The sequence below is a fragment of the Brevibacillus antibioticus genome, assembly GCF_005217615.1.
Taxonomy (GTDB): Bacteria; Bacillota; Bacilli; order Brevibacillales; family Brevibacillaceae; genus Brevibacillus; species Brevibacillus antibioticus.
This window is the reverse complement of record NZ_SZNK01000001.1, coordinates 6,067,969-6,094,950: the sequence shown is the minus strand read 5'-3', so window position 1 is coordinate 6,094,950 and position 26,982 is coordinate 6,067,969. Positions and strand designations below refer to the sequence as shown.

Sequence of the window (26,982 nt, the reverse complement as noted above, 5' to 3'; positions counted from 1 at the left end):
CAAAAATCTTAGTTTTCACAATTGACCTTCTGCCTTTCATTCTATACCATTATCTGGTACCCACAACATTACGAACAGAGAGGTAAGAAAACACGAATGAATGTCCAAGTAGAAGAAACTGTAAAGAAGCCAAACGGATTGGGCGGCTGGTTAATCTGGCCGACCATTATGGTCGTTCTCAGCCCATTTTCCGTGCTTGCATCCATCATCGGCATTTTTCAAGATCATGCTGAAGCAATTGAAGAGCTCCAACCGTTTATGGAGCAAAGTCTGTCGTTCACTTTGTATTACTACAGCAACATTTTGTTAGAGATAGGTTTACTCGCATTTTCACTGACCCTTCTCGTTTTTTATTTCCAGAAAAAGAAACGTGCTCCCCATTTATTTGTTGGTATGATTCTTCTTTATATCATCTTAAACGTGATCGATTTGTTGGCTTGGGCGAGCTTTGATAGTCTTTTCGGAGACACAAGTCAGCTTGTCAAGCAATCAGGACTAAGATTGCTCCAGACTGGCATTACCGCAATGATCTGGATTCCCTATTTCCGCTTGTCCATACGAGTAAAGAATACATTTGTGAATGAATGAGGGGCCAGCGCTTCCCTCAATCGCTCCCGATGCACCCATAACGGCTTACGCAGTCCCGCTTTCTTCACGATACCTTCTACTGTTAGCTCATGAAGCGTCTCTGTTACTGTTTCACGAATACACCCCATCATCGTCGCCAGCTCCTGATGCGTCAGGTTCACTGCCAGCTCGATCCATTCTGGTGCGTCAGCCTGGCGCTCTCCTCCATATTTTTCGCACAGCCTGTCGAGCAAATATACAAGACGCTGTCGCACACTTCCATACGCCATGAGCTCCATCATTTCTTCTACCTCTTGCAAGCGATTCGAGACAATCTCGATAAAATGCAAGGCAAGCCTCGGTTTCTCCAGCATCAGCTCTTCAAATTGTCCTTTATCAATCGAACAAATCACCGAATCTTCCCACGCTTCGGCGTACATATTGGTTGAACTAATCGTAAAAGACCCGATCTCGCCAAAAACATGGCCTGTGCCGAGCAAATCAATCGTTAGCTCTTTGCCGTCAGCCGAAAGCTTGTATAGGCGAACCTTCCCAGCCTTGATCAAAAACAGCCTTTTTAGCTCCAGATGAGGGGAGGAAATTATCGTTCCTTTTTTGACCACTTCCATAGGAGTCGCCGGTTCCAATTGGGCTAGCTCTGCTTCACTTAACGACTGAAACAAATGGATGCGGGATAAAAATTTCTCCTTTTCGATCACCCTGTACTTCCTCCTGCTCACTGTAGGCTGGACTACATATTGTATGGATCACTCCCATTATACTCCTCGTTAAGCAATGGATTTCGAATGAACAAAGGAGTGTAAATCGTTGAACACATTCATCATGATTCTTTCACTGATTTTGGCTTTGATGTTTTCCATCTCTGTGTTAATGAAATTTTTACGCGCAAACTCTATGCTTCAGCACTGGAAGGAATATGGGTACCCCCTTTGGTTTATGGACGTGATTGCCTCACTTGAGCTGGTCGGAGTTATCGGCGTAATTAGCTCCTTTTGGATTCCTGGAGTCTTAACATTCGCTTGTATCCTGTTCGCCATCCTCATGCTCGGTGCTATCCATGCCCATCTTTTTCGGGCAAAGCATAAACCCGTCATGGCGATAAATGCAGGAATTTTACTTATTTGTTCGTTGCTTCTCCTTTGGCTTTAATCGTTTCCGAGCGCTTTCCAGTACGTCTTTTGTCCGTTACTGATCAAGATTGCTTGTTTCGGAACTTGCTTCATCACCAGGAAAAGATTCAGCATATCAACCGATGAAGCGATTGCGTTTATCAAAATCATAAATTTTAATACAGTAGTGAACAGCCCCAAAAAACCTAGAAGAAATGGCAACATAACCGAAATGAGAATGAATGGAGCGACGGTAATCAGGATGTAGCTTGCTTTTGGAATCTTTTCTTCTGTTGCTACAAACCCGCCAAACAACGTTAGCCCCATCCATGTTTTTTCTGATCTCAAGAAATTCGGGATAAAGATCAAATGCAAGCATTCATGAATAATGACCAAGGCGAGTAGAGAGAATATCACGCTGAAGTCAATGGATATGGATAGCGAGTCAGATGTCAGCCCCAATTCCTGAAAGGTTATTGGCGAAAAAATATGGATGATCCCAAAGGCGATGAGGGCATTGATCAGCATGAAAGGAATCGATAAAAGAGTGGCCCTGCTCAAACTCTGTGGTTCTTTCAGTGGAACCCATTCATCTTTCATCAACTCGACATGTACATTTTCATGATACTGTGGTAATTTGGTTGTGATTCTCATAAGAAAACCTCCTTCCTTTCTATTTAGACGTTCACCCTATGTGTTCAGTTTCATTGAGGGGAAGGAAATAAAAAAGGCGAATCTCCTGAGCTTCCTTGGAGATTAGCCTTTTTCTCATGGTCATTTATGCTTGCTCAAGCAAAAACTGCTTGCCATATTCCCCGTGATCCAGAATCGTCGGGTGCTCGATCTGAATCGTCGAATGGTCAATTCCGTATTTCGTTTGCAAAATGTGATTAATCGCCAGAATGACACAATACGGCTGGATGCCTTCGCGAACAAACACATGCGCTGTCAGGGAGTAATGCTCAGTGGATACCGCCCACAGGTGCAGCTCATGAACATCCTCCACACCCTCTACCTCACTGAGGTCCTGCCGGATTTGATCGAGATCAAACTGCTCTGGAACGGATTCCATCAGCACGAGTAACGACTCACGAATAATTTTGGCACCACCTGTAAAAATAATTCCCCCAATCACTAAGCTGATCAACGGGTCGAACAAGTAGTAGCCTGTCATGTAAATGAGAATCGCCGACGTAATTACACCGACGGAGCTGAGCAAATCCCCAATAAAGTGCCATAACGCGCTTTTTACATTGAGGTTGTCTTCTTCCTTCATACTGCGGGAAAGTACGATGGTCAGCACAATGTTTACAACCAAACCGATGGATGCAATCGTCAGCATCAACTGCAAATCAACGTCTTGCGGATTGATCATCCGTTTGATCCCTTCAATCACAATCCCGATCGAAATCACGGCAAGAGCCAAGCCATTCAAGAACGAAGCAATAATTTCAAAACGGAGAAATCCGAACGTGTACTTCTTCGTCGGCTTACGTGTCGCCATATAAATAGCGGTCATACTCAACCCTAACGCAATAACGTCAGAAATCATATGGGCGGAGTCGGACAGGAGCGCGAGTGAATTGGACATCAAGCCCCCCACAACCTCCACGATCGTAAAAAACAACGTCAATAGGAGCGTAATCCACAGTGTTTTCTTCGATGTTTGCTGTTCTTTCACATGATCAAGATGGTGAAAATCACCCTTTTTCATACCTATCACCTCTGTCCATTCAAATTATAGAAATTACAATATAAGAATGAATGTAATCATATCCTCTTTTTCGCCAATATTCAAATGAACATTTTATGGATCATACAAGTGATTTTCATTACCAGTCAGGTCGTCCCAACACAAAAAAAGCCTCATCCAAAAGGATTAGGCTGCTCATTCCTGATTGTGGTTCCTTTCCAAAATTCGCCGGATATTGCCCTTGTACTGGGTGAGCAAGCGGCTTGCGTCCTCTGCTCGCAGCCCTGTCTTTTGCATCACGATTGCCAGCTTTGCGTCACCGTCTGCCTTATGCAACAGTACGTCTGCCTCATCGGTGGAGACGTTGGTCGCTTCTGCCACGATTTGTTTTGCCCGTTCCTTCAGTTTCTCATTGGTTACCTGCACATTGACCATCAAATTTTTGTACACTTTCCCCAACCGTACCATGCATCCTGTCGTAATCATATTGAGAACCATCTTCTGCGCCGTCGCTGCTTTTAAGCGAGTCGATCCGGTTACTACCTCTGGTCCTACTACCACATTAATCGCTACATCCACACCGTGGCTGATCTGTGCCACCTGGTTGCAGGACAACGATATGATTTTTGCCTGCTGCCTTCTTGCTTCCGCCAATGCTCCGATGACATAGGGTGTCCGACCACTGGCAGCAATTCCCACCACGGCATCCCCTGCCTTTACGCCATAGGAAATCACATCTTCCCTGCCGTTTTGCTCCACGTCTTCGGCTCCTTCAACTGCCCTGACGATCGCTTTTTCTCCCCCTGCTATGACTCCCTGCACCAATGCGGGGTCCGTCCCAAAGGTTGGGGGGCATTCAGCAGCATCGAGCAAGCCCAATCTTCCACTCGTTCCTGCTCCAAAATAAAAGAGTCTTCCTCCGTTCTCCATACATTCTGCGATCAAGTCAACGGCCGCTGCAATCGAAGCCAGCTCCTTTTCAACGGCAAACGCAACTGTTTTATCCTCTTCATTCATAATCTGGACAATTTCCATCGTAGAGAATTTATCCAGCTCTTCCGTATTCCGGTTTCTTGTTTCTGTCGTTAAGTCACGCAGGTGAAATTTCATTCAGTTACCTCCCACCCATCTACACTCATCTTCTCTTTCTACCCCTTACCTTGCTGCTTTTTCTCCGATGGAATCAGACTGACTGGAAGATGTCCAGCGGCCTTTCGTTCCCCGAACAAAATATCTGCCACAAGCTCTATGGCATCGTACGAATGGTCGTAAACAGCGAGATACGCATCGACCTCTGGCATGACCAAGAGATCATACGGGTTTCGCAGGGCGATAGCCACGACCTTTTTCCCCTGTTGAACGAGCCGATTCACCAATAGCGATTGGCCTTTCAAGATATGGGCATTGTACGTAAAAACGACGATTTGCTCCGTGGCTGACATCACATTCGCCACTATCTCTACTTCATCCTCTGTCGGGTTGAGCGTCGTCATCATATGGTATTCAACTTCACGATATTTTCTCAATGGTGCGGCCAAATCACCAGAAGCTGCTTGCCCATCCTCTGCCAACGTGAGGTTAGCAATCCCCGGAAAAATTACACCGAGTGGTTGTGTGCCTCTTTGTAAAGGAAGCAGCTGATGTTCATTTTTCACCAAGGTTATAGCTTGGGCGAGCGCACTTCTCGCCATGTCTGCATGTTGGACACGGTTAAAGGAAGGGCCATTTGCTCGCAAGCTATGTTCCCAGTAAAGAAATCGTTTCTTTAATTGCAGCACGCGATTGACTGCTTCGTTGACCCGCTCATCTGACAGCTCCCCCGAATGAATGGCCGCAACGAGTCGTTCATACGTTTTTTGCTGAACTTCATGTGTATGGGAAACCAGAACAAGATCAATCCCAGCCTGCACACAACGCACCGCCGCCTCCGCAACCCCGATGGTATCCGCAATGGCAGCCATCTCCATACAATCCGTTATTGCCACCCCATCAAAGCCGAGGGACTCACGCAATATTCCCGTCACGATCTCCTTGGAATACGTAGCAGGAGAACCCGACTTATCCATACTCGGCAAACTGATATGTCCAACCATCACCATGGGGACTCCTGCCGCTATACTGCGCTGGAATGGGACCAACTCAACCTGATCCAGTCGCGTCCGATCATGTTCGAGCACAGGAACGGCTTCATGAGAATCGATGCTCGTATCACCATGACCCGGGAAGTGCTTGATAGCGGGAATGACACCACTGGCAAGCAAGCCTTGAATGGCGGCCTCACCAAACCGAGCCACCTGCTCTGGCGCTTCTCCAAAAGACCGCACCCCAATGACCGGATTGTCCGCATTGTTGTTCACATCGACCGTCGGAGCGAAATTGACTGAAATCCCTGCTGCACGTAGCTCCTCACCTGTTGCCTGGTAGATGCGCTTGGCTTGATCGAGATTACCTGTGGCACCCAAAGCCATCGCTCCGGGAAAGCGCGTCGCCCCTTTTTGCAGACGGGAAACCACGCCATTTTCCTGATCAGTCCCGATCAACAGCGGATAGGGATGCCCAGACTCATACGCCCAGCTCTGGAGCTTTTGTACGCGTTGATAAGTCTCCTCCGGTGTCCCGATATTGCGGCTAAAAAGAATCACGTTGCCAATCTGTTTTTGTTTGATCCACACTTCCATTTCTTCGGGAATATCCAGCGTAGGGTAACCGATCATTAGCAGTTGCCCGACCTTCTGTTCCACCGTCATATGTTCGGCTTGCATAGAATCCTCCTCCCTACTGACCCACTCTTTTTAAGAGAATGCTTTGCCGTACTTCGCATACTGCTTCCAGCTGCGATACCCGAGCCTCGCATAGAAATCGACCAGCGTCGTCCAATCGATGACAATGTTTGATATACCGCGATTTCGTAAAGCCACAATGCCTGCCTCCACAATCGCCAGTCCCAGGCCCCGTCCTCTGTACTCCGCATCCACGCCCAACGGACCGATGCCGCCCAGCTCATCTGCAAACAAAGGTGCCCAGTAGACGTTTTGGGAAATAAATGGAGAATCGGCATCATTGATCCGGCAAAAACCGACGATCTCACCGTGCAGCTCCACCACAACGAATTCGCGTCCGGTTCCTCCCCGCTGAAAATAGTGTATGGCTTCATACTCCCAGCGTCCGGGGAAGCATCGATGCAAGAAGGCCAAGAAGGCATTCTCGTCCGCCCTCGTCAACAAGCGAAAGCGGCCATCTGGTACCTCTGGCAATTCCAGCTCTGCTGGTTCGTGATATTGGCCTAACAGATCGTTCTCCAATCGATCCTCCGAGTGATACCCTTGTCGCTCAAACCACGTTTTTACATCCGCAGATTCATCGGGTACGCCCGGGAAATAATGATACGGATCGCGCCCGAGCAAGATCTTTTCCACCCCTTGCTCTCGCAACGCCTTTTCCGCTCTTGCCAGCAATTCACGCCCGACCCCTTGCCCGCGATGTGCGGTAGCCACGAGCAAGACCTGTATCCAGCCGATGCCTATTCCCAACTGAATATCGAGCCCCTCCTGCCAGCATTTGGCCACGACAAAACCGACGGGACGCTGCGTCACAGCATCTAGCGCAATCCACGACCCGGCTTTGACTACATTCTGATCCTCGAAGCTGTTTTGCCGCATGAGCGCTGGCCGCATCGGAAAGCGATCACCCAACTCCTGATTCCACAGCTCGCACAAAGCATCCGCATATTGATCGTCCCAAGGTACGTATTGCATAGGATGTCAGCCTCCCTTACGCCCTATTTCAATCCAGAAGTTTTGGAGCCTTCCACAAAATATTTCTCGGCAAACAAGAACACGATCAAAATCGGAATCAAGCTGATCAAGGCCCCAGCCACCAGCAGTTGATCCTCTGTCTTGTACTGACCACTCAAAGACAATATCCCGATCGGCAGCGTGAAGTTTTCGTCCGAAATGAGATAAATGACTGGCGCTAAAATCTCATTCCACTTCCCCATAAACGTAAAGACCGCCAGAGTTGCCAAGGAAGGCTTGCACATCGGCAAAAACACTCGCCAGTAAATCTGGAACGGATTGCAGCCATCCAGCTTTGCCGCCTCTTCGTAATCCTTCGGGATATTTAAAAATGCTTGCCTCATTAAAAAAATGGCAAACGGCTGTCCGAGCCACTCCAAAATCCAAAGCGGAGCCAACGTGTCGAGCAGTCCCAAATTTTTAAAGATAATAAACTGCGGGACGATCGTGACAATCCCCGGGATCATCATCGTTCCCAGCACGATCATGAACAGCGTGTCGCGGAAAGGAAAACGCAGCCTGGCAAAGGCAAAGGCAATCATCGAGCTGGACAATAAAGCCCCGATAACAGAAAGAATCGCGACAATCAGACTGTTGATCGTATAGCTGCTAAAATTCGCCTGTTCCCACACGGTTGCATAGTTGCTCCACTGTGTTGGATTGGGCAGCCATTCTGGCGGAAATTGCATGTACTGCTTGTAAGTTTTCAGCGAGTTAAACACAGTCGTCAAAAACGGTACCAGCATAATCAACGCACTCGCTATGACAAACAGGTATCCGACGATTTTATTGAGTGGAAAACGCTTTTGCATGGCTACCTCCTTGCCTCTTAATCATAATGAACCCATTTCTTTTGCAGCTTGAATTGGATGAGCGTAATGGCAAGCAGGATGAGGAACAACACCCACGCGATAGCAGAGGCGTAGCCCATTTTGAAAAAGCTGAATGCTTGACGGAACATGAATAGCATCAGGACAAGGCTGGCGTTATTCGCTCCACCTGTCGAGCCTGCCTCCGTAGAGCCACCCGTCATGACAAAAATCTGCTCGAAGTTTTGGAAGGAGTAAATCGTATTCAAGATGATGACCAGAAACGTCGTGCCAGAAATCATCGGGACTGTTACTCGCCAAAACTTTTGCCAAGCGTTGGCACCATCTATCGAGGCTGCCTCGTACATGTCAGAAGAAATTCCTTGCAGTCCAGCGAGAAAAATAATCATCATGTAGCCGACTGACTTCCAAATCGCAATGAGAACCAAGACCGGGATGACCCAGAATTCATCAATCAGCCAGTTTTGCGGGGCGATGCCCAGTTTGGTCAGAAAAGCATTGGCAAAACCGATCCGCTGGTTAAATACCGCATCCGCTACATACGCGATCACCGTCCAGGAGGAGATGACTGGCAAAAAGTGAACCATCCTGAAAAATTTCAGCCCCTTCAGCTTTTGATTGAGGGCTACCGCTAACAGCAACGCCAAAAACGTTTTGGCCGGAACGTACAGAAGCGTAAAATAGAACGTATTCCATAACGAGCGATAAAACAGCGGGTCTTCAAACAGCTTTTCATAGTTGTCCAAGCCCGTCCATTTAGGCGGATTTAAAATATCGTAGTCCGAAAAGCTGAAGTACAATGACGCGACCGACGTTCCCACGACGAATACGAGAAAGTGGATGAGATAAGGGGAGACCAGGAGCAGTCCCCATCTCCCCTCGCTATCCAACCATTTTCTCTTTTTCACAGCAGGCTTCGCCTGTTGCTTGGTTTGCAGCTCTAGCATGGTTGGCACACATCCTCACTGATTGATGACTACTGCTTCTTGAAAAAGTCATCCAGAACTTTTTGAATGCCTTCGTCTGTTTTCGTGATGAATTCATCCGTTCCGTATTTATCCATGAACAGCTCTGCCAGATTATCCGTAAACACCTTCACCCACTCGGTAAAGACAGCGTTGGTATCAATCGTGCCTGCGAACTCCAAGGTGTCGAGGAACACTTTTTTGTTTTCCGGCTTCGTGGCTGGATTTAGGAACATTTCGGAATTCGCCACTGATTTTTTCACCGGAATGGCTTCGCCTACTTCTGTCCACTCTTTTTGCGCTTCATCCGAAGTCGTCCAGTAGGTAATCCATTCCTTAGCGGCCTTGACCTTCTCTTCCTCTGCTTTTTTGTTGATGACCCATGAGTTGGCGATTACGGGTGCGAAGCGTTTGCCGTCCGGTCCTTTTGGCATAGGAGCGACATCGTAATTCAACCCTGCACCATTCATCGAGGTTGTTGCTGCGTAAATATCAATCTGCATTGCCACAGCCCCGCTCAAAAACGCTTTGAAGTTGCTTTGGAACGCCTTTAGATCAGCCGGATTCGGGAATAGCTTGCGCTGCATGCCGTCGACCATCCACTCGACCGCTTTTTTGTTCTCTGTGCTGTTGATAATCGATTTTTTCAACGTCGGGTCCAATACCCCGCCACCATACGCTTTCAAGATGTTAAACGCACCGCGTGAGCTACCAAAAAACGCGAAGCCGTACTGCTTCACTGATTTTTTGTCAAAGGAAGGATCGTCTGCATTTTTCCCGTTGGCATCGAGGGTCAGCTTGACGGAAGCCGCCTTCAAATCATCCCAGGTCCAGTCAGCCGTAGGGTATGACACGCCCGCTTTGTCGAACAAATCCTTGTTGTAGAAAAGCGCTCCAACTTGGATGCCCTGCGGCACGCCCCAATACTTCCCATCTGAGTCTTTGTTGAACTCCAAACCGTTGAGCTCTTCTTTGTTGATTTCTTTCGTGACGTAGTCGGTGATGTCGAGAATCGCGCCGCGTTGGGCGTAACCAAATACTTTTGTCCCGTCGCTCTGCCAAAGATCAGGCGCATTCCCTGCCGCGATCTGAGTGGTCAGCTTTTGATAAAAGTCATCATAAGGAGCCGTCATCGTCTTGATTTTGATGTGTGGATGAGATTGTTCGAATTTTGAGATAATTTCTTCCATCTTTTTCTTCGTGGGTGGATCAGAGTTGTAGCCCATATACAATTCGACTTTGTCCCCCTGCTGTGTGGAGGACTGGCTGCTACATCCCGAAATAAGCAATGCCGCGGCTAAGCCAATCAGCCCGAGTACTGAGAGAAACCTTCTCTTTTTCATGGAAAACCTCCCCAATTGCAATAAGTGAAAACTTGCATAGCTAACGATATTTCCGAACGGCTCACGTGCTTCCAGTCACATGTGGATACTTTGAAGGTGTTGGACTCTTTACTGACTGATAGGATAAAAGGATAAAGGCAGGAGTTTGTGTAGTCTAAGGAGGAAGTGGGAATCAGAATGGCGCGGAACGGCTCACCAATCGCCTGCTCCACTGCTTCTGTATCCAACATTTTGATCGTTCCCCGCAAGGAGAGGATGTAGACGAATCACCTCATCCGGGCAAATCGCCATTCAACTCGATATCACCCCTTTAGTCCGCAGAATTATTAAGCGCTTACATTCCGGTGTGACGTTGGTAAGTGATTACATATTTTGTATTATAGACGCTTGAAATAAAATATCAAGATGAATTGTCATATTTGAAATAAAGTTTCAAAACTATTTTTCGACACTTTCTCCCTTTGTTCGTCCTGTTACAAATTTTTCACAATTTTTACTGTTACTTATACGAATCTCTTTTCGTATTAATTCATGTACACCCAACTGACAAATAATGGGGATGATCAAAATGACCAAGCGTAAGGCACTCGCATTCACCCTGATAGCGTCACTCCTTTTGCCACTCACACTTATTCTGTCAAACGAAGCCGCAGCAGCCTCTTCCCACAAAGAGAAAGCAACTGTAACTGCGACCAAGTTAGAAGAGCTTTCCATAAATAATCTGAATAAAAAAGCAAAAGCGACTCTGAATCACGTCAAAGAGGCCATCCCTGACCTGAAGAACTATCACATCACCTCCATCGTAAAAGAGAATGTCGCCACGACTTCTAGTCCTATCGAACGCCTTGAAGTGATCTTGTCGAGCACACCGGACGGTACTACCCCAGACTTCGGAGTTGTCCATGTAAACGCAAGTACGGGAGAGCTGATCAGCGTCGATATTCAAAACGGCCTCTCCTCTTCGAAAGAAGTTTTAGGCGATGAGGAAGTGATCAAAAAAGGCAAGGAGCACCTCAAGCTTCTGTTTGGAAAGCAAGCAGAAAAATACAAGTTCTCACAGATCAACTCCTCTAGTGTTCAGGAAAACAAGACACAGGTTCTTGTCATTTACACTTCCCCGGAACATACCATCAACGTGACCATGGATCGTGCCGGAAAATTAAAGGCTGTCAAAAAAGACATTTATCCCAAAGCAGCGGGTAAAAACAAAAAACAAAAAACTTTTGACCAATGAAAAAGAGACGGTTCTGCCGTCTCTTTTTTGATGCTACCGAACCAACCTTACAACCCTGTAATATTTCGTAAGGTAAATCAATTTCCCATTTCTCTCATATCGATTAAGATTCTCCTGTTACATGTAAAGGGGGATCTCCAAAATGAATGGCATGGAAATCAACATTCACTATTTTCGCTTGATTAATGACTTGGGGAAAGAGTATCCGGCTCTCAATCCCGTGGCTTTTTGCGTAGCGGAATATACGGTGTTTATTCTGGCGTTAAGCGCTTTGGTGTATTGGTTTACGAGAAAACATGAAAATCGCATCATGGTCGTTTGTGCGACGTTTACGTTTGTCATCGCTGAGCTATTCGGGAAAGTAGCTGGAAGCCTTCATGCGAATAATCAGCCATTCGCAGAGCTTGCGAATGTCAATCAATTGGTACAAAAAGCAGTCGACAATTCGTTTCCCAGCGACCATACGATCCTATTTTTTTCCTTTTGCATGACCTACTGGCTTTTTAGAAAGACGACAGGACCACTCTGGATGCTACTTGCTGCTTGCGTCGGGCTTTCTCGCATTTTGGTAGGCGTACATTATCCAGCAGATGTCATTGTAGGTGCCCTGATCAGCATTGGGTCTGCCTTGGCCGTCTATATAATCGTGCCGAGATTGAGTTTTGTCCATACGCTACTTGCTTTCTATGAAAAAGGAGAGCAAGCGATCTTGCCTACCAAATCGAAGACGAGAGATTTTTGATTCACCGCTACGTCTCTGTCATCATTCCACCATTGACATGCAATACCTGGCCCGTGACATATCCCGAATCATCCGAGGCCAGGTAGACATAGGTCGGAGCCAGCTCAAACGGCTGTCCTGCGCGACGCATCGGCGTGTCGACACCCAAAGTTGTGATGTATTCTGCCGAATAGCTGGATACTTGCAGCGGTGTCCAGATTGGTCCAGGAGCAACTGCATTCACCCGGATGCCTTGCTTGACCAATTGAAGGGACAAGGAGCGGGTAAAGGAGACGATGGCCCCTTTAGTTGCTGAATAATCAACCAATTGCGGATGACCGGCATAGGCAGTAACCGATGCCGTACTAATGATGGAACTGCCAGGCTGCAAATGCGGCAACGCCTCTTGTGTGATGTAAAATAAGGGGAACAGGTTGGTGCGAAACGTGTCTTCCAGTTGCTCGCGACTTATCTGGAGGATGCTTTCTTGTGGAAACTGTACGCCTTGATTCAAAACAAGCACATCCACTTTGCCAAAACAGGCAACCGTCTGGCGTACTACCTCCCGACACCAAGCCTCGTCGCGCAAGTCTCCCGGCAGCAGCAAACATTGCCCTCCGTAATACTCAACGACTTGCTTGGTCTCCTCGGCGTCGATGTGCTCATCCAAATAAGGAATCGCTACAGCTGCCCCCTCCTTCGCAAAAGCAACCGCTACGGCACGGCCGATCCCGCTATCTCCACCCGTTATAATCGCTACCTTTCCCCGAAGCTTCCCGCTTCCGATATAGTCAGGATTATCGAAAATCGGTCGCGGGACCATCAAGTATTCCATCCCCGGTTGTCGATCCTGATGCTGAGGCGGAAACGTAAGGGGAGTTTCTTCACAAGTAGTTTTGTAACTGTAGTATGGGTATCTCGGATACATGGAAAATACCTCCTGTACGGTTTCAATCGATATCGCCATGATATTCGCCTACCCTTCTTGATGTGCGCCGTGTACGCCATCAAGGGCACAACATGGAAGGAAAATGGCATGTATGTATGACATGACCTTTTCCCGAGATGGAAGCTAACATTTATGAGACAATCATTTTGATGAACTGAAGAATAAGAGGAACCCCTTGTACAGGAATGTCACTCAAAATCAAAACTCCCGGCTGGACCACATACAAATTGGGAGGTTGTAGCATTCCATTGATGAATAGATTCACAACCGAAACTTCATTCGGATCCAGAATCCCGGAAGTACTGAATGGCATGACAGCATCACGGTTGGTATACACATTTTTGACTCCATCTGATATTGCTGTATACTGATAGGTTTCTGTTCGTATGATACCAGGCGTACATGGACATGGGGGACAGGGAGGACACGTGGGGGAGGGCTTTACTGGAAAAATCCCGGGACAACCTAATGGCTGGACGATTTGCAGACACTGTCTCCTCACGGTGTATGACTGTGTGACATAGCGCCTCATGAAATCACTCGTCCTTTCTCGAAGTGCTTCGACGGTTCACTCCGATTTACACATATAGTGAACCCCAGGCACATTCCATCCACCTGGGGCCACCATCCTATTCGTCTTAGTTAACGACAAATTCTACAACTACGGGTGTACCACCGTTTTCGGCATTTCCATCTGGAATCGTGATCGCTGTCGTTGTGATTGTGGAAGTATTACCTGCCTGAAGCACACCGTTGACGTAGAGATTGTAAAAAGCAAACGTACCAGGAAATGCTGTCGCAGCAGCGCCAGCGTCAGTGGTAAATGCAGTTGCCGCAATGGCAAACGCTGCACCAGTACCAGTTCCAGCACCCATGGTGGACGTAAATCTCAATGAGGTTAAATACGGTTTAACAATCGGCACATTGAACACCTCCTCCTCTAATTAATCCCTACTAGTAAATGATTGGTTTCATCTGATTGAAACCGACAAATGACAGTAGAAACAAGCACATTTCCCCTTAAAAGAATATAATTGGAAAACAAAATCACCCTCCCACTTTTACCAGTAGGAGGGCTACATGATTTCTAAGCTTGAAACAGTACTCGCAACTGCTCTTTTTCTGCGTCACTCAATACGTATTCTGCCATCGGGAACAGCACACTCTCTTCTTTATAGAAATGTTCCATGAGGATTTCTATTGACTTCAGCAAGTGAGAGTGGACCGCTTCTATTTCAACTGGTTCAGACTGTTCCTTTTCTACAATTCGCATGAACGACATCAGGCTTTCATGAATAAGATCATGCTCTTCCTCCATGGCAGCAATCGGTCCCATTTCCCGTTCGATATAGTTAGCCATCAGGGGATACAGGTCTTCCTCCTCACGTCTGGAGTGTTTCTCCAGTTCCGCCCGAAACGAGGACGCCAGCTCATGAAGCTCCGTTAAGCCCTTCTTTCTTTTAGTAGGATCGGCTGTAGATTTCAGGTTAGTTGCTAGATGTACGAGCTCATTCATCTGCTCAGCCAATGATAAGTGCTCGTCTTTCAATTTTTCCAGAGCCGGACACAGCTTCCTTCTCCCTTCAAACTCCTGCATCATCCCCATACATCCTATAGGCGATGGTCCCATTCCAATCCCTCCATCTACTAGTGGAAGTTAGTTACCAAAAGAAATATGATACGCTAGCTGTCCCCGATCGTCCCTAGCAACCATTCGAATACAGTCATCCTCTTGCGAAAAAACAACCGGTCCATTCTGGATGGGAATCGCAATAAACTGGCAAGGATTAAAATAGAGTCGTAGATGCTCCTCATCCTCCGTGATCTCCCATTTTGCCAGTGGCCTTTCCAAGAGAGCGGGACTGTGTGGTTCGGCATCATCTGCCAAATCTTGAATGAGTATCCCCATTTTCTTATCCACCAAGGAAGGCAGCTCTTGGTGAAGCTCGGCAATCGTTCTCTTATTTGGATTCATGGCAACTGATCACACTTCCTTCCCCGGATTATTTCCCTTGTTCTCTTCGATCTCGCTGGTCTTTTCTAAATACCATCCATGCCAGTGGGAACAACACCACTGTTGCACCGCTGAGTAATAGCACCTCCATATATCGCTGTGCAAAATACATATTGACTGTGTACTGGGTGCACACAATGCTGGCGAACAAGATCAATGCTAATAGGATGACACCTCTATAGCTGCTCTTCATATCTCTTCACCCCTACAGCGTATACAGCTCCATCTTTCTCTTGCAGCACAATTTCCGGAAGCGGTCTTCTCGGGGGACCAGCGAGCGGCTTACCTGTGGCGATATCAAATTTCCCATGATGGCAAGGACATAGCAGCTCTTTCTCATCCCGGTCCCAAAATACCGGACAACGCAGGTGGGTGCATGCATTTTGATACGCCTTGTACTCTTTTTCCTTCACATACACGAACAACGCGCTGTCATGCTCTCCTGGATAGTTAAACTCAATCGCATCTCCGGGTTTGATATCGCTGAGATTCGCGATTTTTTGTGCGGGAAACGTCTTGCTGGATGAACCCATCAGCTCCTTGGCAGCTAATGCCCCCCATGGCAGAGTAGATGCCGCGAAAAGACCGGCTGCTCCTACCATTGTTTTCATAAAACTCCGTCGATCCAGACTACGCTCATTGGAACGATTGATATTATGTGTATAATTGTCATCCTTCAACGGAATTGGGCGGGTTTTCTCGTTCTCCATAAGGTATATCTCCCCTCTAGAATAGCTTCTGTTTGCCCTGCAGAATGCCAGGCAGGCTAATTTTCACATTGGTTTCGCCTTCCAGCACATCCGGATCGTGGCTGGCAGTCCATTTGCCATTGGCCAAAGGAATCTGTGCCCGTTTTTCTTCCAGCTCTGCTTCCTCAATCCACTGCAAGGTGTTTGTCGGGCAAACCGAAGCGCACATCGGCGGGATTCCCTCTTTCGTACGGTCGTAGCATAGATCGCACTTGTACATGAGATTCTGCTCTTCATCAAATTTAGGAATCCCATAGGGGCAGGCAATCGTACAATTTTGACAACCGATGCATTTTTCTACCAGGGCTGACAATACGGCCCCAGTATCTGCGATTTGAATCGCCTGAGCAGGACAGCTGCGGGCACAAGCAGGATTCACACAATGTAAGCACATGAGAGGAATCGTTTGTCTGCTGATAAACGGGTCCACATCCAGTACGTAGTTTCGATTTCGGTTGTCGTGACCTCCACACTGTGTGCACGCCGCCAAGCAGCTTCGACAACCAATGCAATTGTCCATTTCGATGTATAAGACTTGTTTACCCATGGCGAACTCCTCCATGTTTGTGCTTGATGATTTTCGCGGCGCACGCTTTAAACTCAGGCATTTTGCTGTAAGGGTCCAACGCCGGGTTGGTCAGCAGATTGATAGACTGCGCTTTTCCCCAATGGTACGGAACAAACACCGTATCCTCTCGAATCGCCTCGATCACTTTCACGCGGTACTGCGCCTCGCCTCTTCTCGTTTTCAGAGTGACCAGCTCATCGTGTTCAATACCATAGCGTGTCGCTGTTTTTGGGTGAACCTCTAGCAGCGGATCAGGATACATGTCCGTCAAAAACGGGATTCGTCTTGTCTGGTTCCCGGACAAATAGTGGAACACAACTCGCCCCGTCGTTAACCGCAAAGGATATTCTTCATCCGGCTCCTCGGCTGGCGGACGGTACGGCAGCGCACATATTTTGGCTTTGCCATCCGGGTGATAAAACTTTTTATCCAGGAATAAATGGGGCTGTCCCTCGTCGCCCTCCTCGCGGCACGGCCAGAAAACACCATTGTTTTGGTCAATTTTCTCGTAGGTGACCCCGTAGTAGTCAGCTACTCCGCCTTTGGAGACCTGACGTATTTCATTGAAAATATCCTGTGGAGACTTCAAGTGAGTAAAGAATTGTCCGCGCCCCATTCTTTTGGCGATTTCTATTTGAATCCACCAGTCAGGCTTGGATTCGGCAAACCAATCCTGTGCCTGACGGTGACGAATGATGCGACCTTCGAGATTGGTAGTCGTTCCATCGTCCTCTGCCCAAGTCGTAACGGGAAGAACGACATCGGCGTATTCCGCTGATTCGGACAAGTAAAAGTCGCAGCAAACCATAAAATCCAGACTTTTCAGGGACTCCCGAACATGGTTTAGATTTGGCGCACTTACAACCGGATTGGAGCAGAGTAAGTATAAGCTGCGAATCGTTTTATCCTTCATCAGCTGGAACATCTCATAGGCAGAAACACCTTTCTGCGGCATTTCTTCCGCGGAGATACCCCAAGCACATGCGATTTCACGCACATGTTCAGGATTGTCGAGCTTGCGGTAGCCAGGCAATTGATCGGCTTTTTGCCCGTGTTCCCGCCCCCCCTGACCGTTTCCTTGACCAGTGAGGGTTGCCACACCTGATTTTGGTCGGCCAATCTTGCCTGTGACGAGAGACATGTTGGTATAGGCGGATACGTTGTCTGTCCCTTTCGACTGCTGTTCCACACCACGGCAAAACATCACGATCGCATCGGGTGCCCTCCCGAAAATGTCGGCAGTCCGCACAATCTTCTCCACCGAAACCCCTGTTATTTCGCTGACATACTCCGGTGTGAAGGTAGCAACCACTTCTTTTGTTTCTTCAAAACCATTCGTATGATTTCGAATAAAGTCTTCATCTATGTGCCCATTCTTGATCAGGAGATGAACGATTCCGTTTGCGAGCGCCAAATCTGTCCCAGGCCGCAGATCCAGGTGGATATCAGCTCGACGTGCCAAAGGTGTTTCCCTTGGATCGGCTACGATCAGATAGCCGCCTCGATTTTGCACTTCCCAAATACGGAACATGCTGGTTGGGTGACACTCGGCCGCGTTTGATCCGGCCAAAAACAAGCAGTCTGTTTGGTGAATGTCCGTCCAGGGAATGGTAGAACCGCGGTCAATCCCCAAGCTTCGATTCAATCCTGCCGCTGCGGAGGACATACAGAAGCGGCCATTGTAGTCGATATAGCGAGTTTGCAAGGCAACCCGCGCAAACTTACCCGTGAGATAGCATTTTTCGTTCGTCATGGAAACGCCAGAGTAAACAGACAAGGTATCTTTGCCATAGTTGTGTTGCAATTCCTTGAACTTGGAAACGATCAAGTCAAGCGCTTCTTCCCATGACGCTTCTCGAAAGCCTTCCGCCGTGCCTTTTAGTGATGCATCTGTTCGAATTAACGGCAGCTGTATCCGATCCGGATGATTCACCTGCTGATAAGCCGTCACCCCTTTTGGGCACATCTTACCCAGATTGACAGGGAAATCGTACCGTGGCTCCACTCCGATAATCTTGTTCGTCGTTGTATCTACACGCAGGTTCATCCCGCATTGCATACCGCAGTAGCAGCAGTGCGTGCTAACCAATTTTTCGTTAGGATGTATCTTGTTTTCAATTACTTTTAAAAATTTATCCTTTGGCATGTTGATTTGCCTCCTTGGCATTGATCTCGTGCGTAGGAACTCCTGTGAAGCGGAACATCCGGTATTTTCTGCGGCACGGCAAGCAAAGTTCAGCCAAGTGGAATCCTTCTTCCATTTGAAAAGCCATTTCGTTTTTACCCAGCACGTTGATTACATCTGCCGACTGTTCGGCAGAAACAAACTCATTGCTGCATACTTTGCACTTTTTCATTTCCTGTTCGCCATAGTGTTCGCGATAATTGCGTGCAAACACACTCATGGGACGGAATGGTATGTGAGCCAGTTTTCCAAAAGGTAGATAAATCAATGTTACAATCACTGCAAATTGATGAGTGACGGATATGACCGGGTGCCCAAAGCCCCCTAAGAACATATTGCTTGCGGTTAACATCAAGCCTGTCACGCTGATAAACAGCAGCAGGTATAAAGGCAAAAAGTCGTAGACAAAGGATTGTTCAGCCCGTGCCTGCATGTTCTTTAATCTGCGATACAATGCCATGACTGCTCCACCGATGACCATAAAAGCAGTAATGTTCAACGCGTTATAAAAGAGAAAGGCAACCCAGCCATCCGCTTGTACGGTCAGAACATCCACACCCATGAACACGACCTGATAGTAGCCATTGTCCGTCATCGTGAAGTACATCCAGCCAAACACTAACGGAAAGGTGACAAACGCGGCCAGGATGCATCCCCATCCCAGCAAGATGTGCTGTGTCCAGCGATACCATCCCCGATTCCAAATAAAGCGATAGATGGCCAGATGATCCACCGTTGTATTCGCCGTGCTTTTACGAAAGAGAAGTCGTAGCCCCTTTTTCAAAATGACATTCGTTGGCGGGCGATCTGCCCACGCAGAAAATCGATAAAGGAAACCTCCAATAAAGACAAGAGTCCCTACCATATAGCCGTAAAGCGCCAAATCAATATGCGTGAAAAAACGTGTTCCCACGTAACTTAGGACGAACAAGCAAGCGATGATGATAAAAGCACGCTTCGCCACCTTGGAAGCAAATAGATAGTTCATACAACACCCTCCCTGCTGCTGCTCATTTTTTCCTTTCGCTCGAGTCCATTGTAGCAACGGCTCGTAACCTAGGTTGTGATTTACCTCACACCACTGCCAAAATCAGGACGATTTCCTCTTCCCAAACCATCGATTTCGAATGATATAATGAGTTACCTTTGTATCCTTGTTGTAAGGGGGAACCACATGACCGGAAATGGCACAACATTTGTAGAGCAGATTTCTTCCGATTTTGTGAATAGCCTTGAAACATTTTCTGTTCGGAAAAATTTTGTTCCTGGAGCCGTTCTGTTTTTGGATGGTGAAAGAGCCGATCAGCTATTCTTAATTTCGTCGGGCCAGATTAAGCTCACAAAAAACACGAACGATGGAAAAGAACTGACACTACAAGTATTTGGTGCAGGAGAGCTAGTCGGCGTCTCCGGGCTTTTCGAACAGGAATTGATGTACACCTCTACAGGCACCATGTTGATGGAGGGTGAGATATGGATCATCCCGCGACAAGGGTTAGAAAAAATGCTCATCAAAAACGGTCAATTTTGCGTAGACTTCCTGCGTTGGATGGGATTGATGAACAGGCGGATGCAGTCTAAATTTCGTGATTTGCTACTCAATGGCAAAATGGGCGCCTTGTATTCAACGCTAATCCGCATGAGTAACACGTACGGCAAGCCACACCCCGAAGGAATCCTCATCGACCTTTCCCTTACCAATCGTGATTTGGCACAATTCATTGGCCTGACACGAGAAAGTGTCAACCGAATGCTTTCCGATCTGAAAAAACAGGACACTATCGATCTACTTCCCCAGGGGCTTATCTTGATTAAGGACCTTGCCTATTTAAAAGAAGCGATTTATTGTGATGACTGCCCTCCTGATATTTGCCAAATGTGAGCAAACTCTACATACTTTTCTACATAAAAAAAGTCCTGGACTTGTCCGTCCAAGACTTTTTTTATGAGTGATTCAAGCTTCTTTATCCATGTCTTTGCTCCGCAAGCTCGCTGAACATGCCCGCATAGTACTCGACGTCTCCTGCATCGTCTTTAATCGCGCTGATCGTTAACCATTGGAGATACTGATCCCCATTCTTCCGTCGATTCCAGATCTCTCCTTGCCAATAGCCATTCTTCTTGATTGAGTCCCACATCTTTTGATAGAAGTCGGCATTCTGTCTGCCTGATTTCAAAATATTAGGAGACTTGCCAATCACCTCATTCATCTCATAACCGGTCACTTTCGTAAAAGCGTGGTTCGCACTTTTAATGACTCCTCGTGTATCGGTAATCAGTATCGCCTCTCCCGTCTTTTCCATAATGGTGGCGGCGAGCTGCAGCTTCTCTTGGTAAAACATCCACATCACCAAGACCAAGCTTACCAGTGCAAACTGCGATAACGCCATGAAACCGATCGCGTAATGCCCGGTCAGATTAAACAGCAGCGTTAGGATCAATGGCGGGAAAAATCCTCCTAATCCCCCCATAGCAGATACGATCCCATTTACAATCCCCGCTTGTCGCGAGAAATACATCGGCACCAATTTGAACACAGCACCGTTACCGATTCCGGCACATGCCGCTACCAACAAGCACCCTACTGTATACATCAAAATCGATGGCGAAAACGATAAGACAATACCAGACAAAGCGAGCCCGGCAAACACAATCATCAATGCCTTGAAGGGGTTCCACTTATCGCCTAGCCAGCCCCCCAATGGTCTTGCCAGTGTCGCCAAAAGAATGAACCCTGCTGTTCTCATACCTGCATCTACTTTATCCAGTTGGAAATGGGTCACTAAAAAATTCGGGAGATACACGGTGAAAGCGACGAAGCAACCAAACGTAATAAAGTAGAACAAACTGATTAACCACAGCTTTTCGTTTTTGTAGACACTCTTTATCTGCTGACCAAGAGGAGTGACTACCTTAGGTTCATTTTTATCCCCCATCAAGAAGGTAAGCACTGCGAATCCCACAAGCAATAGCATAAACATCTGTACAGTCGTTGCCCATCCAAACGATTTAGCCAGAACTGGCGCTGAAAACGTCGTGATCGCTGTACCAATATTCCCCATACCGTAGATTCCGTTTACAGAACCATGCTTCTCTTTCGGATAGTATTTAGGTAGAGATGTGACACCAACAGAAAACACCGCTCCGCCTATCCCTATAAATAACCCGCCGATTAACAAATCGGTATAAGTGGTCGCCTGGCTAATATAGAAAACAGGAGCCAGCAGCAAGAGAAAGCTGATGCTAAATAATAGTCTCGCGCCAAATCGGTTACTCCAATATCCAACTGGGATTCTTAGCAACGATCCAAGAAGAACAGGAATCGCTGTCACCCACGCCACTTCACTTGCACTCATGTGTACGGTTTCTTTGATAAAAGGCATGAGCGACGACAGAATGACCCATACCATGAAACCGACCGTTAGACTTAACGTCTGTAGCGGCAACTGCCATTTTCGTACCATAACAACACCCCTCAACTTGGGAAATCTTCTTCATCCCCTATGATAAGAGGCAAAGTTTGGTTTCGTTGTGATTTTAATCACAGCTCCTTCCAGATAACCCGCTTATAATCAAAGCGAAATCTTGAATCGAAGGAGTGATTATACATGTTTTGTTATCAATGTGAACAGACTCCATCAGGTGGTTGTAAGGTCATCGGCGTTTGCGGAAAGAATGAAGATCTTGCGAGTATTCAGGATACCATTATTTTTGCTTTAAAAGGAATTGCGGCTTATGCCACACATGCTCGACAACTGGGCTATATCGATCCTGAAGTGGATGGGATTACACAGGAAGCTCTTTATTTTACATTGACGAATGTGAATTTTAACTTGGATGAACATTTGCAAATGGCCATGAAAGTAGGCAAAGCTGCGCTAAAAGTCATGGAGCTTTTGGATCGGGCTCATACGGATCATTTCGGAGTCCCAGAGCCAATCACAGTCTCGCAAAATAAAATAGAAGGAAAATGCATCGTTGTTACGGGGCACAATCTGTTTGCTCTCGAAGAGCTGTTAAAACAGACAGAAGGACAAGGAATCAATGTATATACGCATTCCGAAATGCTGCCTGCACATGGCTATCCCGAGTTAAAAAAATATCCTCATTTGAAAGGGAACATCGGGAAAGCATGGTACGATCAACGTCAATTGTTCGAGAAATTTCCCGGCGCTATCCTGGCTACAACAAACTGTGTCATGCCTATTCGAGGCAGCTACGCCGATCGTTTCTTTTCGTATGATATAACCGGTTTGGAAAATGTGACGAAAGTTGTAGAGAACGATTTTGCGCCGCTCATTGAAAAAGCATTGTCTCTTCCTGAGGCTTCTATCGAATCCGAACTGACATTGACGACCGGGTATCATCATAAAACGGTTCTCGGCATCGCTCCTGAAATTATCCAGGCAGTCAAGGAAGGAAAGATCAAACGCTTCTTCGTCATCGCTGGTTGTGACGCTCCTGGCAAGGGTGGCGAGTATTACCGTGAGTTGGCTACGTCCTTACCGCCAGAAGCAGTCATTCTTACGACCTCCTGCGGAAAATTCCGTTTTAACGATGTAGATTTCGGTACCGTGCCAGGTACCGACATCCCAAGATATATCGATTTGGGACAGTGCAATAACTCCGTTTCTACTATTACGATTGCAGCTGCATTAGCCGATGCCTTCGAGTGTGAAGTAAACGAGCTGCCGGTAAGTATCGTTCTTTCCTGGTTTGAACAAAAAGCGGTTGCCATCCTGCTCGGTCTGTTTAGCCTAGGGATACAAGATATACGGATCGGCCCAAAATTGCCTGAGTTCATTCAACCCGGTGTTCTGCAAGTACTACAAGACTTGTTCCATATTCAGTTGATTGGTGATGCTCAAGAAGATATGAAGCAAATGCTCGGAATCACTCAATAAGCTATCACCTGTGGCCGTAATCACAAAAGGAGGCACCTTATTCTAACAGGAAGGTGCCTCATTCTCGTAATGGAAGCAAGATCTGAATCAGACACGCGGTATATTCGTGACCGCCGTCCATGTTCCCACTTCTCCTGCTCGTATAGATGGGGGCTTCATTCGAACGTTTCCTCGTAATACATAATGGCGCAATCCTAACGTTAACTCGTCTTTGTAAGCAAAGGTACCAACAAAATTGGCATAAGGTGATTCAATCGTGATTTGCCTACTCCTCTCATCCCAGCTTCCTTGTATGGGAATCGGGGTACCTCGGAAATTAACGGTTCCACTGACCCTGCCATTCGAGACAGCGGAAATTACTAAAGTGCCTAACGTGGTGGGTCTTCCACCAAAGCTAGCGAAAACATCCCATGTTGAGGGGTACGGCAAACTGACCCGAGTCGTCTGTCCAATTGCCACGGTCGACCTCTCCTTTCGATTGGCTTGAGAGTGAAGTCAAATGGTATGATACGCTACAGTATACGTAGCCATGATGAATCTTCCCGTAGGCGGAAGCACAACTTTATTTTTCATGATAGTCGAGCTTGCGCTGGTGCCCACAACGGGTAAGAAAAAAGAGACGGTTCCCCGCCTCTTCTCTATTACTTCCATTCTGTTTCCGTTTTGTGTTCAATTATGGGTATGATTTTTTGTTCACCGTCTTTTATCATTTGTTTCAGTAATTCATCGCTGATCGTTACTTTATTTTTTCCGTCTTGAAGTTGTCCTTCAGCCATTGTTCTTCCAATCACATCGATCACTTGTTGTCTTGAGACATTTTTAGATGCTGCAATCTCGACAACCGTTTTCCCTTTGGCTAGTTCTTCTTTTAACTCCGTCGCGCTCATTTTTAGTAAAGCTAGCAGTTTTTCATCGTTTAAAATGGTATCAGCGGTATAATCAGGCTTACCATTAAAAGAGAAAAATCCTTCTACTTTATTGTTTGATGGTTCAAAATCTACCGGAGCAAGACTAATTCTATTCCCCTGAACAAATACTTGGTAACCCTCTCCCTCTGATCCCTTCTTGGTGTAATTCAAGATAAATGTTTTTTCATTTGGATTCTCCATTTGCTCTATGGCAACTTCGTAATCTTTGATGTTGCCATACAATTTATCAATGAGCTGATCTACCTTCCCCTTGATTTCCTGATCGGGTAAAGTAATGAGTGGCTTCTCCTTAGGCTCCCAATTCTCTTGAGTCAGGTCTTGAATCACATCCGTAATACCGTTTGTATGGAGGGTTAACTTTTTGCCGGTTCCTCCCTTTTCCTGCAGGACGATGCTTAGTTGGACCTTTTTGGTTGAATCATTGGGGTCTCCAAGGTAGCTAGCCTCGATAATCTCAAACGATCTTGTTTCGGGAAATGCGCTATACAGCTTCTCAAGTGTTGCTTTCCCAGCCTCATCCAGCTTGACTTGTTCAGAAGTCATTGGTGCTCGAGTAAGCATGTCAATTACAGTAGGGGCCGCAAATGCTGCGGTTGGGATCAAAATCGCAGCAGCAACAATTCCACCAATTAATCGTTTTTTCATGGTTATTTCGCTCCTTTTTCGTTGCAAATAGTGAGAATAGGATTGTTCGATTCGTTTGGAAATGGCCGGCGGGCACTCCATCGTTTCTGCCTCTTCGTGCAGATGTTCTCGGATTTTGTGTTCAATAGTCATTGATCTTTACCATCCTTTCCAGGGGCAGATTCCCTAAGTTTCTTCGAAGTGCCTGGAGGCCAGCATGATATCTGGACTTGACTGTACCCAGCGGAATATCGAGCAAGGTCGCAATTTCCTCAAGAGTATAGTCGTGATAAAAGCGAAAGATAATCACTGTCCGCTGTTTGTCGGTCAGTTTTCGTATGGACTGGGATATCACTTGGTTTGTAGCATCCATCAACGCAGTATGTTCATCCCAATAAGACTCTTCGTGGGAGAAGGCACGGATGCGTTCAAAAATGCGGAATCTCCTCCAGCTCTTGACCCGAAATCTCTGCACTTGACGGATTACCAGGCCATGCAGCCAAAACTGGAAAGGACGGTTCGTATCGTAATTACCAAGTGAGGTCCACATTTGCATATAGATTTCATTCATGACATCTTCCCGATCCTGCTTATGATCTATCAGAAAGGAGACAGTCCGGTAGACGTCCTGAAAGGTGGCATCATACATCGTATGAAATGCCTGTTCATCACCCTCTTTCATTTGTATAAGTAATTGGTACATCTCTTCATTTTCCATTCAGAGGGCCCTCCTGAGTAAGCAGCTTACACCCTATATTGTCTCTCGATCGAAAAAAGGTTCGGTTCTCTTCGTATTTTTTTTGCTACCTCTCACCCCACCACAGTCAGAACTTCCCATGTTTTGGAGGTTGATCACTTATTTATGTCGAAATAAAAAATGACTAAGTAAATCCACAAAGTCAGTTCGAAAAATAAAGTGTGGGGGCGTGTAAAATGACTGTAAAAGAAAAGCTACTATTCATAAAAGAAAATGGCTACCAAGCACCATCCGATACATTTCCATTCGTATTAGAAATGATAAACGAAATTGGTTCTTTGGATTCCACATTACGTGATGACCTCATCTATACAACCTTATCACATTGGATTCCTGGTAATTCGCTAACCACAAACGAACTAGAACAACTGATACCAATCATTCTAGATAAAAACCATTTGCTTTTTAAGCTTGGTGAAACAAATGCAGACTCTGTCTTTACCCGCTCTTTCTCTATGCTAGTCATACCACTACTCCTCATGCGACATAGAGAATCACCCTTTCTCTCCAGCGAGAACATCCATGAGATAAAAGAGAAAGTATTTTTCACCGTACGAGAAGAGCGAGATTACCGAGGATATGATGAAGAAAAAGGCTGGGCTCATGCCATAGCCCATGCAGCGGATGCATTAGACGATTTAGCTCAATGTTCCGAGTTGGATAAAAGTGACCTCATAACCATCCTCGATTTGATTTACGAAAAGGTGACCATAACCGATCGAATTTACTCCGATGGGGAAGATGAGAGAATGGTAACAGCCATTGTTAGCATTCTGAATAGAAAAATGCTCAGCCAGAGTCATGTAGAGCAATGGATTCAAAGTTTTGGTGATGTGGATAAGAGTTCCGAATTTCTGCCTGCCTTTAAACAAAAAATCAATATAAAGAATTTTTTGAAGAGCTTGTACTTCCGCTTGAAATTTTACAAAGGAGATGCCGATCTCTGCCCAACCATCGAGCAGACATTATTTAAAATAGAAAAAGTATACTATTCCTGATATCTAATGAAACGCAAACAAAATCAAA

The 26,982-nt window shown here is 46.5% G+C and carries 30 protein-coding genes; 7 read left to right on the top strand and 23 right to left on the bottom strand.

Features of this window, described 5'->3' with window-relative positions; all coding sequences use genetic code 11:
* Positions 1–96: 96 nt before the first annotated feature.
* Positions 97–588 (top strand): DUF2569 domain-containing protein, encoded by a 492-nt coding sequence (locus tag E8L90_RS29375; RefSeq protein WP_137033083.1) that lies wholly within the window; start codon positions 97–99, stop codon positions 586–588.
* Here the strand turns inward: E8L90_RS29375 and E8L90_RS29370 are convergent.
* Positions 540–1,286 (bottom strand): Crp/Fnr family transcriptional regulator, encoded by a 747-nt coding sequence (locus tag E8L90_RS29370; RefSeq protein WP_137033081.1) that lies wholly within the window; start codon positions 1,284–1,286, stop codon positions 540–542. The two genes, E8L90_RS29375 and E8L90_RS29370, sit on opposite strands and share 49 nt — an antisense overlap.
* A gap of 109 nt (positions 1,287–1,395) precedes the next feature.
* Here E8L90_RS29370 and E8L90_RS29365 point away from each other — a divergent pair, with 109 nt between their 5' ends.
* A complete protein-coding gene (locus tag E8L90_RS29365) occupies positions 1,396–1,737 on the top strand; it encodes a DoxX family protein (RefSeq protein WP_016742213.1) in 342 nt (113 codons plus the stop codon).
* Here E8L90_RS29365 and E8L90_RS29360 read toward each other — a convergent pair.
* From E8L90_RS29360 to E8L90_RS29325, 8 genes are all read right to left on the bottom strand, one after another.
* Positions 1,734–2,351, bottom strand: a complete 618-nt coding sequence (locus tag E8L90_RS29360) for a DUF3267 domain-containing protein (protein ID WP_137033080.1) — start codon at positions 2,349–2,351, stop codon at positions 1,734–1,736. The genes E8L90_RS29365 and E8L90_RS29360 overlap by 4 nt on opposite strands.
* Before the next feature lie 124 nt (positions 2,352–2,475).
* Complete coding sequence (locus tag E8L90_RS29355) at positions 2,476–3,411, bottom strand: cation diffusion facilitator family transporter (RefSeq protein ID WP_137033078.1); 936 nt, start codon at positions 3,409–3,411, stop codon at positions 2,476–2,478.
* A gap of 174 nt (positions 3,412–3,585) precedes the next feature.
* Positions 3,586–4,500 (bottom strand): N-acetylmuramic acid 6-phosphate etherase, encoded by a 915-nt coding sequence (gene murQ / locus E8L90_RS29350; protein ID WP_137033076.1) that lies wholly within the window; start codon positions 4,498–4,500, stop codon positions 3,586–3,588.
* A 38-nt stretch (positions 4,501–4,538) separates the two neighbouring features.
* Positions 4,539–6,152 (bottom strand): glycoside hydrolase family 3 protein, encoded by a 1,614-nt coding sequence (locus E8L90_RS29345; protein ID WP_137033074.1) that lies wholly within the window; start codon positions 6,150–6,152, stop codon positions 4,539–4,541.
* Positions 6,153–6,182: 30 nt separating this feature from the next.
* Positions 6,183–7,145: a GNAT family N-acetyltransferase gene (locus E8L90_RS29340; protein WP_137033072.1), complete on the bottom strand. Its 963-nt coding sequence runs from the start codon at positions 7,143–7,145 to the stop codon at positions 6,183–6,185.
* Between the two features lie 23 nt (positions 7,146–7,168).
* Positions 7,169–7,996, bottom strand: a complete 828-nt coding sequence (locus E8L90_RS29335) for a carbohydrate ABC transporter permease (RefSeq protein ID WP_137033070.1) — start codon at positions 7,994–7,996, stop codon at positions 7,169–7,171.
* Between the two features lie 17 nt (positions 7,997–8,013).
* A complete protein-coding gene (locus E8L90_RS29330) occupies positions 8,014–8,961 on the bottom strand; it encodes a carbohydrate ABC transporter permease (protein WP_137033069.1) in 948 nt (315 codons plus the stop codon).
* Positions 8,962–8,990: 29 nt separating this feature from the next.
* Positions 8,991–10,322: an ABC transporter substrate-binding protein gene (locus tag E8L90_RS29325; RefSeq protein WP_137033067.1), complete on the bottom strand. Its 1,332-nt coding sequence runs from the start codon at positions 10,320–10,322 to the stop codon at positions 8,991–8,993.
* 568 nt (positions 10,323–10,890) lie between these two features.
* Here E8L90_RS29325 and E8L90_RS29320 point away from each other — a divergent pair.
* Both E8L90_RS29320 and E8L90_RS29315 read left to right on the top strand, forming a co-directional pair.
* Positions 10,891–11,556: a hypothetical protein gene (locus tag E8L90_RS29320; protein WP_137033065.1), complete on the top strand. Its 666-nt coding sequence runs from the start codon at positions 10,891–10,893 to the stop codon at positions 11,554–11,556.
* A 142-nt stretch (positions 11,557–11,698) separates the two neighbouring features.
* A complete protein-coding gene (locus E8L90_RS29315) occupies positions 11,699–12,298 on the top strand; it encodes an undecaprenyl-diphosphatase (RefSeq protein ID WP_137033063.1) in 600 nt (199 codons plus the stop codon).
* Positions 12,299–12,305: 7 nt separating this feature from the next.
* Here E8L90_RS29315 and E8L90_RS29310 read toward each other — a convergent pair whose 3' ends face one another.
* From E8L90_RS29310 to E8L90_RS29265, 10 genes are all read right to left on the bottom strand, one after another.
* The gene (locus E8L90_RS29310) at positions 12,306–13,205 is read right to left on the bottom strand and encodes an SDR family oxidoreductase (protein WP_137033061.1); all 900 of its coding nucleotides are present in this window, start codon (positions 13,203–13,205) and stop codon (positions 12,306–12,308) included.
* A 151-nt stretch (positions 13,206–13,356) separates the two neighbouring features.
* Positions 13,357–13,758 (bottom strand): DUF4183 domain-containing protein, encoded by a 402-nt coding sequence (locus E8L90_RS31185; RefSeq protein ID WP_137033059.1) that lies wholly within the window; start codon positions 13,756–13,758, stop codon positions 13,357–13,359.
* A 106-nt stretch (positions 13,759–13,864) separates the two neighbouring features.
* On the bottom strand, positions 13,865–14,149 hold the full coding sequence (locus E8L90_RS29300; protein ID WP_064201426.1) for a DUF4183 domain-containing protein: 285 nt from the start codon (positions 14,147–14,149) through the stop codon (positions 13,865–13,867).
* Between the two features lie 164 nt (positions 14,150–14,313).
* Positions 14,314–14,856, bottom strand: coding sequence for a hemerythrin domain-containing protein (locus E8L90_RS29295; protein ID WP_137033057.1), 543 nt, complete (start codon positions 14,854–14,856; stop codon positions 14,314–14,316).
* A 27-nt stretch (positions 14,857–14,883) separates the two neighbouring features.
* A complete protein-coding gene (locus E8L90_RS29290) occupies positions 14,884–15,201 on the bottom strand; it encodes a hypothetical protein (RefSeq protein WP_137033055.1) in 318 nt (105 codons plus the stop codon).
* Between the two features lie 28 nt (positions 15,202–15,229).
* On the bottom strand, positions 15,230–15,433 hold the full coding sequence (locus E8L90_RS29285; RefSeq protein ID WP_137033053.1) for a hypothetical protein: 204 nt from the start codon (positions 15,431–15,433) through the stop codon (positions 15,230–15,232).
* Positions 15,417–15,950 (bottom strand): Rieske (2Fe-2S) protein, encoded by a 534-nt coding sequence (locus E8L90_RS29280; RefSeq protein ID WP_137033051.1) that lies wholly within the window; start codon positions 15,948–15,950, stop codon positions 15,417–15,419. The genes E8L90_RS29285 and E8L90_RS29280 overlap by 17 nt, the downstream gene beginning before the upstream one ends.
* 16 nt (positions 15,951–15,966) lie before the next feature.
* Positions 15,967–16,536, bottom strand: a complete 570-nt coding sequence (locus E8L90_RS29275) for a 4Fe-4S dicluster domain-containing protein (protein ID WP_137033050.1) — start codon at positions 16,534–16,536, stop codon at positions 15,967–15,969.
* A complete protein-coding gene (locus E8L90_RS29270; protein ID WP_137033048.1) occupies positions 16,529–18,703 on the bottom strand; it encodes a molybdopterin oxidoreductase family protein in 2,175 nt (724 codons plus the stop codon). Before E8L90_RS29270 ends, E8L90_RS29275 begins: the two co-directional genes overlap by 8 nt.
* A complete protein-coding gene (locus tag E8L90_RS29265; protein ID WP_137033046.1) occupies positions 18,690–19,730 on the bottom strand; it encodes a hypothetical protein in 1,041 nt (346 codons plus the stop codon). The genes E8L90_RS29270 and E8L90_RS29265 overlap by 14 nt, the downstream gene beginning before the upstream one ends.
* A 186-nt stretch (positions 19,731–19,916) precedes the next feature.
* Between E8L90_RS29265 and E8L90_RS29260 the strand changes: the two genes are divergently transcribed.
* Positions 19,917–20,624: a Crp/Fnr family transcriptional regulator gene (locus tag E8L90_RS29260; RefSeq protein ID WP_137033044.1), complete on the top strand. Its 708-nt coding sequence runs from the start codon at positions 19,917–19,919 to the stop codon at positions 20,622–20,624.
* Positions 20,625–20,706: 82 nt separating this feature from the next.
* Here the strand turns inward: E8L90_RS29260 and E8L90_RS29255 are convergent, their stop codons facing one another.
* Positions 20,707–22,206: a nitrate/nitrite transporter gene (locus tag E8L90_RS29255; RefSeq protein ID WP_137033043.1), complete on the bottom strand. Its 1,500-nt coding sequence runs from the start codon at positions 22,204–22,206 to the stop codon at positions 20,707–20,709.
* 144 nt (positions 22,207–22,350) lie between these two features.
* On the opposite strand from E8L90_RS29255, the gene hcp reads away from it, so the two are divergent.
* Positions 22,351–23,646, top strand: a complete 1,296-nt coding sequence (hcp, locus tag E8L90_RS29250; RefSeq protein ID WP_137033041.1) for a hydroxylamine reductase — start codon at positions 22,351–22,353, stop codon at positions 23,644–23,646.
* A gap of 87 nt (positions 23,647–23,733) precedes the next feature.
* On the opposite strand, the gene E8L90_RS29245 is transcribed toward hcp, so the two are convergent.
* The 3 genes from E8L90_RS29245 to E8L90_RS29235 form a co-directional block, all read right to left on the bottom strand.
* On the bottom strand, positions 23,734–24,105 hold the full coding sequence (locus tag E8L90_RS29245) for a hypothetical protein (RefSeq protein WP_137033039.1): 372 nt from the start codon (positions 24,103–24,105) through the stop codon (positions 23,734–23,736).
* Between the two features lie 182 nt (positions 24,106–24,287).
* Complete coding sequence (locus E8L90_RS29240; protein WP_137033037.1) at positions 24,288–25,352, bottom strand: hypothetical protein; 1,065 nt, start codon at positions 25,350–25,352, stop codon at positions 24,288–24,290.
* Positions 25,342–25,917 (bottom strand): sigma-70 family RNA polymerase sigma factor, encoded by a 576-nt coding sequence (locus E8L90_RS29235; RefSeq protein WP_137033036.1) that lies wholly within the window; start codon positions 25,915–25,917, stop codon positions 25,342–25,344. Before E8L90_RS29235 ends, E8L90_RS29240 begins: the two co-directional genes overlap by 11 nt.
* Positions 25,918–26,132: 215 nt before the next feature.
* On the opposite strand from E8L90_RS29235, the gene E8L90_RS29230 reads away from it, so the two are divergent.
* On the top strand, positions 26,133–26,954 hold the full coding sequence (locus E8L90_RS29230) for a DUF2785 domain-containing protein (protein WP_137033034.1): 822 nt from the start codon (positions 26,133–26,135) through the stop codon (positions 26,952–26,954).
* Positions 26,955–26,982: the final 28 nt, after the last annotated feature.